Source organism: Idiomarina loihiensis (genome assembly GCF_024584785.1).
Lineage (GTDB): Bacteria > Pseudomonadota > Gammaproteobacteria > Enterobacterales > Alteromonadaceae > Pseudidiomarina > Pseudidiomarina fusca.
On the sequence record NZ_CP074112.1, the window covers coordinates 1,602,197 to 1,616,830 of the forward strand.

The 14,634-nt window shown below is 51.0% G+C and carries 12 protein-coding genes and 2 tRNA genes; 2 read left to right on the forward strand and 12 right to left on the reverse strand.

All coding sequences use genetic code 11. The annotated features are described in order from the left end of the window. Positions 1-106 precede the first annotated feature (106 nt). Together KGF88_RS07775 and KGF88_RS07780 are read left to right on the forward strand one after the other, a co-directional pair. On the forward strand, positions 107-886 hold the full coding sequence (locus KGF88_RS07775) for a ZIP family metal transporter (protein WP_153825906.1): 780 nt from the start codon (positions 107-109) through the stop codon (positions 884-886). Further along, positions 886-1,716, forward strand: a complete 831-nt coding sequence (locus tag KGF88_RS07780; protein ID WP_162014451.1) for an SDR family oxidoreductase — start codon at positions 886-888, stop codon at positions 1,714-1,716. The genes KGF88_RS07775 and KGF88_RS07780 overlap by 1 nt, the downstream gene beginning before the upstream one ends. Here the strand turns inward: KGF88_RS07780 and KGF88_RS07785 are convergent. The 12 genes from KGF88_RS07785 to ybgC all read right to left on the reverse strand — a co-directional run bounded on the left by KGF88_RS07785 (position 1,713) and on the right by ybgC (position 14,612). After that, the gene (locus KGF88_RS07785; protein WP_153825908.1) at positions 1,713-3,137 is read right to left on the reverse strand and encodes an FAD-dependent oxidoreductase; all 1,425 of its coding nucleotides are present in this window, start codon (positions 3,135-3,137) and stop codon (positions 1,713-1,715) included. The genes KGF88_RS07780 and KGF88_RS07785 overlap by 4 nt on opposite strands. Further along, positions 3,137-7,600 (reverse strand): glutamate synthase large subunit, encoded by a 4,464-nt coding sequence (gene gltB / locus KGF88_RS07790; RefSeq protein ID WP_153825909.1) that lies wholly within the window; start codon positions 7,598-7,600, stop codon positions 3,137-3,139. The genes KGF88_RS07785 and gltB overlap by 1 nt, the downstream gene beginning before the upstream one ends. A 237-nt stretch (positions 7,601-7,837) precedes the next feature. Continuing rightward, the gene (gene nadA, locus KGF88_RS07795; RefSeq protein WP_110074907.1) at positions 7,838-8,884 is read right to left on the reverse strand and encodes a quinolinate synthase NadA; all 1,047 of its coding nucleotides are present in this window, start codon (positions 8,882-8,884) and stop codon (positions 7,838-7,840) included. 66 nt (positions 8,885-8,950) lie between these two features. Further along, positions 8,951-9,026, reverse strand: a tRNA-Lys gene (locus tag KGF88_RS07800). Between the two features lie 30 nt (positions 9,027-9,056). Further along, positions 9,057-9,132: transfer RNA gene (locus tag KGF88_RS07805), tRNA-Lys, on the reverse strand. A 139-nt stretch (positions 9,133-9,271) separates the two neighbouring features. Further along, complete coding sequence (gene ybgF / locus KGF88_RS07810) at positions 9,272-10,012, reverse strand: tol-pal system protein YbgF (protein WP_153825910.1); 741 nt, start codon at positions 10,010-10,012, stop codon at positions 9,272-9,274. Positions 10,013-10,041: 29 nt separating this feature from the next. Then, positions 10,042-10,581, reverse strand: a complete 540-nt coding sequence (pal, locus tag KGF88_RS07815; RefSeq protein WP_110074909.1) for a peptidoglycan-associated lipoprotein Pal — start codon at positions 10,579-10,581, stop codon at positions 10,042-10,044. Between the two features lie 52 nt (positions 10,582-10,633). After that, positions 10,634-11,944 (reverse strand): Tol-Pal system beta propeller repeat protein TolB, encoded by a 1,311-nt coding sequence (gene tolB / locus KGF88_RS07820; protein ID WP_369744178.1) that lies wholly within the window; start codon positions 11,942-11,944, stop codon positions 10,634-10,636. 72 nt (positions 11,945-12,016) lie between these two features. After that, positions 12,017-13,051, reverse strand: coding sequence for a cell envelope integrity protein TolA (gene tolA / locus KGF88_RS07825; protein ID WP_110074911.1), 1,035 nt, complete (start codon positions 13,049-13,051; stop codon positions 12,017-12,019). A gap of 1 nt (position 13,052) precedes the next feature. Next, positions 13,053-13,502, reverse strand: coding sequence for a protein TolR (tolR, locus tag KGF88_RS07830; RefSeq protein WP_110074912.1), 450 nt, complete (start codon positions 13,500-13,502; stop codon positions 13,053-13,055). Next, positions 13,499-14,200: a protein TolQ gene (tolQ, locus tag KGF88_RS07835; RefSeq protein WP_110074913.1), complete on the reverse strand. Its 702-nt coding sequence runs from the start codon at positions 14,198-14,200 to the stop codon at positions 13,499-13,501. Before tolQ ends, tolR begins: the two co-directional genes overlap by 4 nt. Continuing rightward, positions 14,190-14,612 carry a tol-pal system-associated acyl-CoA thioesterase gene (gene ybgC, locus KGF88_RS07840; protein WP_153825911.1) on the reverse strand — a complete coding sequence of 141 codons (423 nt, stop codon included), beginning with the start codon at positions 14,610-14,612 and terminating at the stop codon, positions 14,190-14,192. The genes tolQ and ybgC overlap by 11 nt, the downstream gene beginning before the upstream one ends. Positions 14,613-14,634: the final 22 nt, after the last annotated feature.

Consider the following 14,634-nt stretch of genomic DNA (forward strand, 5'->3'; position numbering starts at 1 on the left):
AGATACAAAACAACCGCCCTTGTGGCGGTTTTTTGTCTACTAGCGCAACCCCGCAGATGGCGTATACTAGTCAATAAGTTATCGCATCGTAGGAGTCAGCGAGCCGATGGAATTGATTTGGATGGCCTTAGTAGCCAGTACCCTAACTGGCGGCCTTACGGCGATCGGGGCACTGCCCATTCTGATTGGTAAACAACCCTCCGCAGCCTTTAATGACACCTTGCTTGGCTTTGCCGCCGGGGTCATGTTAGCCGCTTCTTTTTTCTCTTTGATAATACCCTCCATTGATATATCCACCGAGATTTATGGTCCAGGCCCTTGGCCCGCTGCCATTGCTGTGGTTGGTATTTTAATGGGAGCACTAGCGATTGCTCTGCTTGACCGACTGTTACCCCATGAACACTTTGTAAGTGGCCCCGAAGGCCGTGATAGCGACAAAGTAGCAGGTATCTGGCTATTCGTTTTTGCCATTGCTATTCACAATTTCCCCGAAGGCCTCGCCGTTGGCGTAGGCTACGGTAGTGGAGACCAAGAGCGCGCCTTTTCGCTCGCATTAGGGATTGGCCTGCAAAACCTACCCGAAGGCTTAGCGGTTGCAGTTGGCCTATTGGCGGTGGGCTACAGCCGCCTCAAAGCCTTCGTAGTAGCCTCTTTAACCGGCCTTATTGAGCCTCTCGGCGGCCTGGTTGGCGGCATCTTTGTAAACTTGTCACAGCTATTACTCCCTTGGGGCTTAGTCTTTGCCGCCGGGGCCATGTTGTTTGTAATCAGTCACGAAATCATCCCAGAAACACACCGCCATGGCCATCATCAGCGCGCCACCAGTGGCTTAATGATAGGCTTGGTACTGATGCTATTTTTAGACGTTTGGTTAGGAGCCGTATAGTGAAGCCGAGATTACTTTGGATAGGTTATGGCGATATCGCCCAACGCACCGCACCTTTATTAGTTAAGCAAGGTTGGCAGGTCGTTGGCGTCTGCCGGCAACCCGAACGCAAAACCGCGGCGGCGGGGGTAGAATTAGTAGCAGCCAGTGCCAACAACGAAACTGAACTTAAAGCCTTGTTTGATGAACCGGTGGCAGCCGTAGTGATCACCCTAACACCAAGTGATTACTCGCGTGATGGCTACCATCAAGCCTACGTGGTGCCATGTCGGCATTTACAGCAGGTGTTCAATCAACTAGCTGCGCCGCCTCGTGTCTTGTATGTGTCTAGCACCGGCGTTTATGGCCAAACCCATGGCGAGTGGGTCGATGAAGAAAGCGCTACCGAGCCAACCAGCGATAGCGGCGAGATGCTGCTGCAAGCCGAGCGAGTGATTCAAGGCAGCGCCGCTACGGTAAGTGTGTTGCGCTGTTCGGGCATTTACGGCCCCGGCCGGGAGCGCCTGCGCCAGCAAATTCAAGCGGGTACAGCGGTTATTTCTCCTACCTGGACCAACCGCATTCACAGTGACGACGTGGCTGGTTTTATTGGCCACTTATTGGCTCATCCTGAACATTGCGAAGACGTCTACTTGGTCACCGATAGCCAACCGCTGTTACAGCAAGATGCCTATGCTCGCATCGCCGCACAACTCGGGGTTGCTATTACCGAGCTGCCACGTAGCGATAAAGTCGGCGCCCGCGGCAGCAAGCGCTTAAGCAATCAACGGCTATTGGCAACCGGCTATCAGCTGTTACACCCTGAATTAGCTAGCACATCCGAGTGCTAATCGGCCCGTTGTAGCCAATCACAAATGCCCAAAGCAGCCTTGCGCCCTTGGGCTATTGCGGTCACCACCAAATCGGCCCCCAGCACCATGTCACCGCCAGCGAAAATCTGCGGATGACTGGTCTGCAAGGCGTAGGTTTGCTGTTCTTGAGTTGCAACCGTGCCCCAATCCGTCAATTCTACGCCTTGCTCGGTAAGCCAACTAGGCGGATTAGGCTGATAGCCAAACGCAATCACCACGGCATCTGCTGCCAAGACAAATTCTGAGTCTGCCACCACTTCGGGGCGACGTCGGCCTTGCGCATCAGGCGCACCGAGCTGCGTGCGCACCATCCGCACCCCGCACACCTTGCCATTCGCATCGGTTTCAATCGCTAACGGTTGCAAGTTAAACTCAAACACCACCCCTTCTTCTCGAGCATTTTGCACCTCGCGCCGCGAACCTGGCATATTTTGCTCGTCGCGCCGATAGGCGCAGGTCACGCTAGCCGCCTGTTGGCGCACAGCAGTCCGCACACAATCCATCGCCGTATCACCGCCGCCTAACACCACCACCCGCTGGCCCTGCAAATTTAACCAAGGATAGGCCGGCATCGGGGCGTGCTCCAACAACCGTTGCGTATTCCCTATCAAGTACGGCAAGGCATGATGCACACCTTCTGCATCCAATCCTGAGAGCTTACCGTCGAGGGCTTGATAGGTGCCAAGCGCCACAAATACCGCATCAAATTGTTGTAACAGCTCACTGAACTGCACATCGCTACCAATATCGGTATTTAAGCGAAACTCAATGCCCATCTCGGTAAAAATTTCGCGCCGTAACTGCATCACCGATTTTTCTAACTTAAAAGGTGGGATCCCATACGTGAGTAAGCCACCAATCTCAGGATAGCGGTCAAACACAACCGGACTGACGCCGTTGCGCACCAACACATCCGCACAAGCTAACCCAGCCGGTCCGGCCCCAATCACTGCCACCCGCTTATCAAGCTTCTGTACCTGCGATAGGTCTGGGCGCCAGCCTTGTGCAAAGGCGGTATCGGTGATGTACTTTTCAATGCTACCTATGGTCACCGCACCAAACTCATCATTCAGCGTGCAAGCGCCTTCACAGAGCCGATCTTGTGGACACACACGCCCACAAACTTCCGGTAAACTATTGGTTTGATGACATAACTCAGCAGCTTCAAAGATACGCCCCTGCTGTGCTAGCTCTAACCATTGCGGAATATAATTATGCACCGGGCACTGCCATTCACAGTAAGGATTACCACAATCTAAACAACGATCGGCTTGACCACTCACCTGATGCTCAGCCATAGGTTCATAGATTTCCACGAACTCAATTTGCCGTTCGCGGACAGATTTTTTCGGCGGATCGATGCGCTGAACATCCAAAAACTGATAAATATTCTTGTTCATTACATCACCTCCACGCGCAATTCAGCGGTCGATCGGGCTCGATGCCCGACCAAATCAGCTAAGTCTGCGGCTTTCGGCTTCACCATCACAAACTCACTAAAATGCTGCTCTAAGCGCCGCAGTAACTGGTGTGCGTGTTCGCTGCCGGTGCGTTCATAGTGTTCATGAATGAGCCCTCGCAGATGCTCCTGCAACATCGGCGAATCTACTGCGCAAGGCTCTACTAATTCACGATTAAGCCGCGCTTTAAACTGGCCATCTTGGTCCCACACATAAGCAAAGCCGCCGGTCATCCCAGCACCAAAGTTAATGCCAGTGCGGCCTAACACCACCACAATACCGCCAGTCATGTATTCGCAGCCATGGTCACCGATGCCTTCTACCACGGCCGTTGCGCCTGAGTTACGCACCGCAAAGCGCTCACCGGCACAGCCGGCGGCAAACAACTTGCCGCCAGTAGCCCCATACAAGCAGGTGTTCCCCATGATAATGGCCTGATTACTTGCGTATGTTGCCACTCGTGGCGGTTTTATCACCAACCGCCCTCCAGCCATGCCTTTGCCGACATAGTCGTTGGCATCACCGGTAAGTTCAAGCCGCAAGCCGCCAGCATTAAAGGCGCCAAAACTCTGCCCGACCGAACCCTCAAGAGTAATGGTGATAGGCGCACCAGCCATCCCTTGATTGCCGTATTTGCGCGCGATTTGCCCTGCTACGGCAGCCCCTACGGCACGATCGTAGTTACGTACCGGCAGGTGCCAATGGCCGCCACTACCGGCGGCGATAGCAGATTTGGTTAAGCTCAACAACTGCTGATTAAGCTGGCCTTGGTCAGCGGCCGGGTTGCGCTCGGTACAATGACGAGGCAGTCCATTATCTGTACCTGCTGCGGCTAATAGCCCCGACACATCTAACCGTTGCTGCATGGCAGTGGTTCCAGTCACGCGTTCCAATAAATCCACCCGGCCAATAAGATCCGTTAACTGCGCTACGCCTAATTGGGCTAACCAATAACGTACTTCTTCAGCCACAAAGGTAAAGTACTGCGCCACCCGCTCCGGTAGGCCACTAAAATGCTCGCGACGCAAGGTTTCGTCTTGGGTTGCCACCCCAGTCGCACAGTTGTTCAAATGGCAGATACGCAGATACTTACAGCCTAACGCCACCATAGGCGCGGTGCCAAAGCCAAAACTTTCGGCACCTAAAATCGCCGCTTTGATGACGTCTAAACCTGTCTTTAAGCCGCCATCTACTTGTACTCGTACTTTGTGGCGTAAGTTATTACTTACTAGGGCTTGCTGCACTTCAGCTAAGCCTAACTCCCACGGCGAACCGGCGTGCTTCACTGAGGTTAAAGGGCTTGCGCCGGTGCCGCCATCGTAACCAGATACGGTGATCAAATCGGCGTAGGCTTTCGCCACCCCAGTAGCTATGGTGCCAATGCCCGGCGACGATACTAATTTCACACTAATTAAAGCCTGAGGATTCACCTGCTTTAAATCAAAAATCAGCTGGGCCAAATCTTCAATCGAATAAATATCATGATGCGGTGGCGGTGAGATCAGCGTCGTGCCCGGCACTGCGTATCTAAGCCGTGCGATCTCCGCAGATACCTTTTCACCGGGCAGTTGTCCGCCCTCACCAGGTTTTGCTCCTTGCGCAATTTTGATTTGCAGCACATCAGCATTCACCAAGTAATGCGGCGTCACCCCAAATCTGCCTGAAGCAATTTGCTTAATCCGTGAGTTTTTAGGGGTACCAAAGCGGCGCGGATCTTCCCCGCCTTCACCTGAATTTGAATGTCCACCGATGCTATTCATCCCCTCAGCCAAAGCCTCGTGGGCTTCGGGGCTAAGCGCGCCAATCGACATGGCGGCGCTATCAAAGCGATGAAACAAAGCAGTTGCTGGTTCTACTTCGGCTAAAGGTAATGGTTTGGCAACCGGCTGGGGTTGCAATAAATCACGAATAAAGGCAATCGGACGCTGGTTAACATGATCTGCAAAGCGCTGATAGGCTGCACTATCACCCGTCTTTACCGCCTGTTGCAAGCTGGTCACCACATCCGGGTTATAGGCATGGTATTCACCCCCATGCACGTACTTTAACAGGCCTCCTGCGGGTAACGGTTGATGCGCTAACCAGGCTCGCTGGCGAACCTGTTCAAGCTGCAGCTGCAAATCACTAAACTCAGCACCACCAATGCGGGCAGGCGCATGAGCAAAGCAACGTTGGCGCACCCCATCGGCTAATCCCACCACCTCAAACAAACAAGCACCGCGGTAACTGGCAACGGTGGCAATGCCCATTTTCGACATGATCTTGAGCAAGCCCTTGTTGATGCCCTCGCGATAATTCGTCAGGGCGGTACGCACCTCTTCCTTAACCACCCCTTGTTCTACTAATTGTTCAATACTTTCATAGGCTAAGAACGGATACACCGCAGTCGCACCCAACCCAATCAACACCGCCATGTGATGAGCATCGCGCACCGATGCGGTTTCCACCAAAATATTTGAATCACAGCGTAGGTTTTCGCGCACTAGCGCTTGCTGCACGGCACCCACGGCCAATGCCGCGGGGATGGTTAATAGGTTGCGGTCGATATCACGGTCGCTTAGCAGCAACAGTACCACCTGCTCCTCTCGTACCAGACGTACGGCTTCTTGACACAAACGCGTCAGTGCTTGCTCTAAATTGTCCTGCTGTGCAGAAAACTGTAAACTTAGCTTGGCTAACTTGTAGCCTTCTGCAGGTAACTGGCGTAATTGCTTCACATCCGTATACATCAACACCGGTGACTCAATCACCACACGCTCGGCATAACCTGACGTCTCACTAAAGACATTTTGCTCACGCCCTAAACAGGTAGCCAAACTCATCACATGACGTTCGCGAATAGGGTCGATAGGTGGGTTGGTGACCTGCGCAAACTGCTGCCGAAAATAATCGTACAATGAACGCTGATGGGCTGAAAGTACCGCAATTGGAGTGTCGTCCCCCATCGAACCCGTAGCCTCATGGCCATCACTGGCTAACACTGCCAACACTTGCTGCAGTTCCTCACGGTTGTACAAAAACAGCTTGTGATACACCAACATCTGCGCATCATCAAATAAACGCTGCCCTAATAACTCAGCCGCGCACTCACGAAACGGTTGCAAGATTCGCACATGGCTGGTTAACCAATCTCGATAGGGGTGGCGTCGCTGTAGATCCTGATCAATTTCAGCGCTACGCCAAATTCGACCATTGTAAGTATCCACCGCCAACATTTGGCCCGGACCTAAGCGCCCCTTTTCAATCACGGTAGCTTCATCGTAGTCCCAGATCCCTACTTCAGAAGCGATGGTAAGCACGCCGGTATCGGTTAAAATAAAACGGGCCGGACGTAGCCCATTCCGATCTAAACTACAAGCCACATGCCGCCCGTTGCTTATGACAATTCCAGCCGGCCCATCCCACGGCTCCATGTGCATGGAGTTAAATTCGTAAAACGCTCGTAAGGCGTCATCCATGGTCGGATCGCCCTGCCAAGCGGGCGGAATCAATAAACGCAGCGCCCGAAACAAATCCATGCCCCCGGCCAATAACAACTCCAGCATGTTATCCAGCGCTGACGAGTCAGAACCCTCGCTATTCACAAACGGCGCCGCCTGCTGCAAATCAGGTAACAGTGGCGAGTGAAACTTGTACTGGCGTGCTGCCGCCCACTGGCGATTGCCACGAATAGCATTAATCTCGCCATTATGTGCTAAAAATCTGAAAGGTTGCGCCAACCGCCATTGTGGCTGCGTATTGGTAGAAAAACGTTGGTGAAAAACACAGTTCGACGTGGTTAACGCCGGATTCGCTAAATCCTGATAAAAATGGGCAAGGTCTTTAGCTAGCATCAAGCCTTTGTAAACAATCACTAGACACGACAACGAACACACATAAAAATCGCTATTGCCAGCTAATCGATTCTCAGCCCGCCGCCGGGCCATAAACAACCGCCGCTCTAAATCCTTTTTACGCCAACCCGGTGGCGCACTGACAATAACTTGGGCAATCTGTGGTCGCGTTTGTTGCGCTAACTCGCCTAAAATATCAGCATCAACAGGCACTTCGCGCCAACCTTCAACGGTGAGTGTTTCTTGTGCCAACTCTCGTTCTAGCACACTTTTTTGTGTTGCTGCCTGCTGCTCATCAACACTTAGAAATACCATACCCACCGCAAACTTTTTGCTCAGGTGCCAGCCTTGCTGCGCTGCATAGTCCCGAAAAAATTGCTCCGGCAATTGCAGCAACAAACCACATCCATCGCCCGTTTTACCGTCGGCGTTAATTCCACCGCGGTGCTGCATATTGGCCAACCCGGTAATCGCCCGAGTGACTAAGTCGTGGCTAGGTTTACCATCAATTTGTGCAATCAACCCAAAACCACAGTTATCACGAACATCGTCATGAGAATAAAAAGCCATACTACCTGCCTCATTGTGATAGCTAACAATTCAACATAGGCAGCTATTGGCTTGATGGCAAATATATCCGTTATATTGATGGATGAATATTGGGGGGAGAGCAAGAGTGATGTTAGCTATTAGATATTAGATATTAGTGGGGGAGCAAGAGCGCTGTTAGCTATTGGATATTAGATATTAGTGGGGCGTGTTCGTTACTCGGCCGTAATGGTACGAGTAACGAACAACGAATCATGATTAGCCTTTGAACTGGAGCATGCGGTTGAGGGGGCGAAGTGCGCGTTCCGCGAGTGCCGCATCCACGTGAATCTCATGGGCAGCACCGCCCTTTTCAAGGGCTTCCGTGATAGCTACCAAGCCATTCATTGCCATCCATGGACAATGCGCACAGCTCCGGCAGGTAGCACCATTGCCAGCCGTAGGAGCTTCAATAAAGTGCTTGTGTGGCGACAACTGCTGCATTTTATAGAAAATACCGCGATCGGTGGCGACGATGAAGGTCTCGTTCGGCAGTTCTTGACTCGCTTTAATCAACTGTGAGGTTGAGCCTACAGCATCCGCTAGATCAACGATGGCCGCGGGTGATTCTGGATGCACCAAAATGGCAGCCTCTGGATACACCCGTTTGAGATCTTCCAAGCTCTTCGTCTTAAATTCATCATGGACAATACAAGCGCCCTGCCACATCAGCATGTCAGCACCCGTTTGCTTCTGAATGTAAGCACCTAAGTGTTTATCAGGGCCCCACAGAATTTTTTCACCGTTAGCATCTAAGTGGTCCACAACTTCTAGTGCAATACTTGAGGTAACAACCCAGTCAGCGCGCGCTTTAACTGCCGCCGAGGTGTTGGCATAGACTACCACGGTACGGTCCGGATGCTCATCACAGAACTTTGAAAACTCATCGATGGGACAGCCGAGGTCTAACGAACAGGTGGCCTCTAAGGTAGGCATCAACACACGTTTGTTAGGCGTCAGGATCTTCGCGGTTTCGCCCATAAACTTTACTCCAGCCACAATCAGCGTATCGGCCTCATGTTGCGCACCAAATCGCGCCATTTCTAGCGAGTCAGCCACACAGCCGCCGGTTGCTTCGGCTAAAGCTTGGATTTCTGGGTCGGTGTAATAGTGTGCTACCAACACCGCATTCTGCTCACGTAATAATTCTTTAATACGGGCAGTGTACGCTGCTTTTTCAGCATCGTTTAACGGCTTCGGTTTAGCAGGAAACGGATAATCCAACTGATCAATGACACGTGCTTGAATTTCTGCAGTTATGCTCATGGTACCACTTCAATACATGAATAAAAGTTGCGGTAGTATAGACTAAATAAGACTGGGGGAAAATAGTGGTGGGTTGTGCAGGATTCGAACCTGCGACCAATTGATTAAAAGTCAACTGCTCTACCAACTGAGCTAACAACCCACTCTAAAACTTTGAAAGGGTGACGGTGATTGGTGGGTTGTGCAGGATTCGAACCTGCGACCAATTGATTAAAAGTCAACTGCTCTACCAACTGAGCTAACAACCCATCACTGTCGTGCTGCACACTTATCAGTGGCAACGGCGGCATAGTTTACTGAAAAAGCCGCTCGTTGCAACTGTAAATTGCATCAATCGGGTCTGTTTGCTCAAATTGCGAACGTTTTCCCGAATTTTCTACAGAATACTTACAAATTATCGAGGCGTTTCTTGGCCAAACCAGCTTCGGTGCTACTTGGATACTCTTGCATGACTTGGTTGTAATACTGGCGAGCAGCAGCTGTATCATCTTGCTGTTGCGCAATAATACCCAATTTCAAAATACAATCGCCGCGCTTGTTACTATCTTTGAAGTCATTCATGACGGTCGCAAAATGCACTTTAGCTTGGTCATAATTGCTTTCAGCAAAGAGTAACTGCCCTAACCAATAATGCGCGTTGGGGACATAGCTTGATTGCGGAAAATTCTCGATAAAAGCATTGAACGCTGGCACCGCAGCATCGTAGCGCTTATCTCGCAACACCAACTGAATGGCTTGCTCATAGGCTTCGTTTTCGCTGAGGTTGCTTGAATAGCTTGCAGACGCCCCAGAATTTGCGGTGGCATTCGTATCACTAGCAACCGGAACTGGCTGTGGATTGGTCGCTAAACGACGATCAATTTCTTGATAGATTTCACGTTGACGCTGCAAAATCTGCTCAATTTGGTAGGCATGCTCTTCAGTGGTACCGCGAAGATTTGCGACCTCGTCTTGCAACTGCCCCATCTGGTCCAGCAACGCCATTTGCGCCGCATTACGAGCATCCATCACTCGTTCAAGCTGCGCCAAACGCTCTTCTACTGAACCGCTGCCTAACTTAGATACCGGCGCCTGCGCATGCAGAACGCCGGGAATCAGTAAGGCCAATACCAGTAATGTTTTTTGCATTGGCTTAACCGTTGGTTAAAGTAACTAACTTAGTAAACTAATACGCCACGACGGTTTTTAGCATAAGCATCGTCGTTAGACGCTTTGATCAGAGGCTTTTCTTCACCGTAAGACACAGTGTTGATTTGGCTTGAGCTTACGCCTAAGTTTTGCAGATACTGAGCAACCGCTTTGGCACGACGCTCACCTAGAGCAATGTTGTACTCTGGAGTGCCACGCTCGTCACAGTGACCTTCTACAGTAACAGAGACCGCTGGGTTCTGAACCAAGAAGTCCGCATGAGCTGCTAACACTTGGGCGTACTCAGAGCTGATGCGTGAATCATCAAACGCAAAGAATACAGTGTTTGCTTGACGTAATTCAGCTACTTTTTCAGCACGAATCTCTTCAGGCGTTTTCGGGCGCTCAATGCCACCAACATCAACGCCAGAACCAGAGCCTTGACCCTGTTGCTGTTGATTGGTTTGTTGATCTACTGCTTCTTCAGCAGCTTGGTTAGAGCTACAAGCAGCCAATGCCAACATAGGTACTGCAATGAACAAACTCTTCAGGGCTTTATTTGCGTTCATATCCGCGTTCCTTTCGATCAAATGAAATCTGTCTGTGTATGTGTGTGTAAAACTATCTTAAAAAGGGTGACCATGAGGGCGATTTAACTTCACCTTCACGAGCCGGTAACCGTGCCTTAAAGCGCCCATCCAACGATACCAACGCTAGTACTTGCTGGTTATTATGGGTGGTGCTGTAAATCACCATACTTCCATTCGGTGCCAAGCTCGGCGATTCATCCAAGGCTGTCTGCGTTAACACTTGCATATTGCCATTGGGATAATCCTGCCGCGCAATATGATAATTCCCCTGCGTGCGGTTTACCATAATCACTTGCGTTCCATCTGGCGTATAGGTTCCACCTAAATTTTGCTCACCTTCAAAAGTTAAGCGACGAACCTGTCCTGAACTTAAATTTACGCTATAAAGCTGCGGTCTTCCACCCCTTTCTGAGGTAAAAATCAGCGAGTTACCATCCGGCGACCAATTTGGCTCCGTATCGATGGCATGATGATTCGTAACTCGCTTCAATTTCTTCGTTGCCAGCTCCATGGTATACAATTCCGGATTGCCATCTTTCGACAACACCATCGCCAACTGTTTACCATCGGGCGAGAATACTGGCCGACTGTTAATGCCTCTATAATCAGTAATTTGTTCACGACTACGGGTATAGATATCCTGAATAAAAATCTGTGGCTTTTTATTCTCAAAACTCACATAAGCTAATTTATTACCATCAGGAGACCAAGACGGCGACATCAAGGGTTCAGGGCTACGTAGCAGCACCTTTTCATTGAAACCATCGTAGTCTGCTACCACTAACTCGTAAGGCTTATCCAGCTTATAGTTCACCGTAACATAAGCAATACGAGTCATAAATGCACCCTTTTGCCCCGTTAAAGTCTCGTAAAACACATCAGAGATGCGGTGCGAGTACTGCCGAAACTGATTGCGGTCAATCACACTGCTACGTGCATCGAGAATATGATCTTGCGAGTTAACCAACTGGCCATTACGCAGCACTTGCGTGCCACTAGTAATTTGTCCGCGCAACACATCGACGATTTCAAACGAAACCGTGTAACGGTCTACGGCATAAGGCTCAATCGTCCCCACCAACACGGCTTCGACACCCAGCGCAGCCCACGCGGCATAATCAATCTCAGCCGACGAACTAGGTCGTTGTGGCATCGCCGCTACTGGAATCGGATTAAACTTGCCGCTGCGCATTAAATCGGCAGCCACCACCTCGGTTAATCCTTCTGGCTTCGGACCATCGCCCTTCCAGGCAAACGGCACCACCGCAATCGGCCGGGCACTATCAATACCTTCAGTAATCACGATTTCGAGCGCCGCTCGGGCCGAATTCGTCAATACCATCAGGCTTAACGCCGCTGTCAAAACACAGGCAAACAGTTTTTTCATCATAAGCTCTTCAACTACACGTTAGTGTTACAAATTAGGTCTAACCGTCAATTTAATGGTTTCCATCTGCTTATACACTTCAGGATCTTTCGATACCGGCAGTGTACCAGCTTTTAGCACCGCAGTCCGAGCTGATTGACACACCCGCTCATCGCCAACGCCTTGGTCCACCGATTTCACAAAGCCACTCGGCGCCAAGCTAATGGTCAGCTGGCATTCTTTACCACGCATCGAATCGTCCACGATCCAGTTGCGCTGAATAGCCCCTGTTATCAACGCCGTAAAGCGCTGAATCTCGCTTTGCATCTGCGCTTGGCGTGCCTTAGCACGTTCGGCTGCCTCAGCCGCTAACCGTTCTTGCAACTGCCGTTCGCGTTCAGCACGCTCTTTTGCTTCGCGCTCACGCTCTAGCCGTTCCTGCTCTAATCGCTTCGCTTCAGCTTCTCGTTCTTTACGCTCTTGCTCAGCCTTTGCCGCTGCCGCTTCTTCGCGTTTACGACGGGCTTCTGCGTCTGCTGCCGCTTTCTCGGCCGCTGCCTTTTCTTGTTGTGCTTTGGTTCGCTCTTCAGCTAACTTACGTCGCTCCGCTTCTTGCTTGGCTTCTAATTCACGCAACTCACGTAGCTCACGTTCGCGCGCCTTTCTTGCAGCTTCCGCTCGGCGTTCTAATTCTGCTTGGCGCTGCTGCTCCGCCGCCGCTTGCGCTTGCTTACGCTCATTAATCGCCTGCACTTGCCGTTCTACCGCGGCTTGATCTACCGCTACGGCCTGTACCGCCTCAAAATCATCCGGCGCCGGTATTTCTTCATCTGGGCTCAGATTAGGATCCGACAATTGCACCTGCATGGGCGTGTTTGGCAGCTGGGGTTGAAACACCATCCCCGCTGCTAACACACCTACAACGCCCACATGCACTAACACCGACCACAGCAAAGGCTTACCTAGCTCGCTGCCTTTTGCTGGCAGCCGTGCTCCTGCTTGCGTAGCCGTGGCTTTAGCAGCTGACGTTGACTTAGCTGAAGTACCTTTGGCTCCATCTTGCGATGGCTTGATGTCACTCATGCTATCGCCCTGCCCCCGCCGTTTCAGCCAACGAACTATCGGTCATCAAACCAACCTGACTCACACCAGCTTTCTGCAACAATACCATCAACTGAATCACCTGATTATAGCTGACAGCGCCATCTCCTTTAACCACCACCGGACGTTCCGGGCTGATGCGCAACTCGGCTGCAACCATCACCGCTAAATCCACCACCTCGAGCGGTGTATTCGGCTCCGGATGGGTACTCAGAAAATAACGCCCCTGCTGATCCACTGATGCCACAATCGGTGGCTCACTCTCAGGATCAAGCGGCTCCGCTGAGGCCTTGGGCAAATCGACTTTCACCCCTTGACTGATCAACGGTGCCGTAACCATAAAAATAATCAACAGCACCAACATCACATCGATGTAGGGCACCACGTTGATCTCGGCCACCGGCTTACGCCGCTTACGCACCACGCTCATCATGCCGGCGCACCTGCTTTAGCTGCAGATTGAGCCGTTTGCCGTTGTAAAATAGCCAACAATTCATCCATAAAATTCAAATACTGGTTATCAATCTTTTCCACTTGATAAGTATAACGGTTGTACGCAATCACCGCCGGAATCGCCGCAAACAAACCCATCGCTGTCGCAATCAAAGCTTCCGCGATACCTGGCGCAACCATCGCCAAGGTCGCCTGCTGCACCGCACCCAGGCCGATAAATGCGTTCATGATCCCCCATACGGTACCAAACAAGCCCACATAAGGGCTGATCGAACCTATGGTCGCCAACCAACTCAAATTCTGCTCCATGTTATCCACTTCACGCGAGTGCACCACCCGCATGGCGCGATACGAAGCCTCCAGCATTTGCTGCTGCCCTACCGCCGGATTATTACGTAACCGAGCAAATTCCTTAAAACCCGCATGAAATAATTTTTCCATGCCACCGGCATTTTGTGCTTTCGCTGTCACTTCTTGGAATAACCGCGCTAAATCAACGCCAGACCAAAACCTGTCTTCAAACGCCAAAGCTTCGGCGCTAGCGGCTTTCAGTACATTGCGGCGCTGAAAAATCATCATCCAGCCAACCACCGAAAATGCCAGCAGTAAGAGCATAACCAACTGCACCACAACACTGGCTTCTAAAATTAATGCGGTGATAGACAATTCAGCTTGCACGTTTTAATACCTCAATTATTTCAGCAGGCATAGGCACCGCACGAACGTCAGTGCCAGCCTCACCCAAATGAACACAGGCTGCTTTAATCACAGCCTCACATAATACCGTACCATCTTGCAGCTTAACTTGCTGGTGACACACAATCGATGCCCGACCTAGCCGTTCGACCTTAACCGTCACTATCAGTTCATCATTAAATTTAGCCGGCCGCAACAAATCCATCTGCACCTGCCGCACCACAAAGCCAACCCGATGAGCCAACCAAGTGTCCTGCTCAATTCCTAGCGAGCGTAACCATTCTGTACGGGCCCGCTCAAGAAATTTGAGATAATTCGCATAATAAACGATACCGCCAGCATCTGTGTCTTCATAATAAACACGAATGGGCCATTGAAATGTTGATTTGCTCAATTTTACACCAAAAATTTTTTTA